Genomic DNA, 419 nt, shown 5'->3' with positions numbered 1-419 from the left:
TCTCAATCATTTACGAGGGAAGAATGCCCGTTATGTAGCCGATGGGGCATTTACACAAAATCCTTTACACGCCCAGGCCCCCCCCCCCCCGAGCCATCTATCGCAGGTGACGAGTCATCAGTCGCAGGTGATGAGTCATCAGTCGCGGGTGACGAGTCGTCGGTCGCAGGTGATGAGTCATCGGTCGCGGGTGATGAGTCATCGGTCGCAGGTGATGAGTCATCGGTCGCGGGTGACGAGTCATCGGTCGCGGGTGACGAGTCATCGGTCGCGGGTGACGAGTCATCGGTCGCAGGTGATGAGTCATCGGTCGCAGGTGATGAGTCATCGGTCGCGGGTGATGAGTCATCGGTCGCAGGTGACGAGTCATCGGTCGCAGGTGACGAGTCATCGGTCGCAGGTGACGAGTCATCGGTCGC

1 protein-coding gene is annotated in these 419 nt (G+C 59.7%); it reads left to right on the top strand.

Going from position 1 to position 419, the window contains the following annotated elements:
- Positions 1-48: 48 nt before the first annotated feature.
- On the top strand, positions 49-419 hold a 371-nt coding region (locus JFN93_RS26165), incomplete at its 3' end, for a hypothetical protein (RefSeq protein ID WP_456237435.1).

It is taken from the genome of Geomesophilobacter sediminis, assembly GCF_016458275.1.
GTDB lineage: Bacteria > Desulfobacterota > Desulfuromonadia > Geobacterales > Geobacteraceae > Geomesophilobacter > Geomesophilobacter sediminis.
This window is presented reverse-complemented; position numbering and strand designations above follow the sequence as displayed.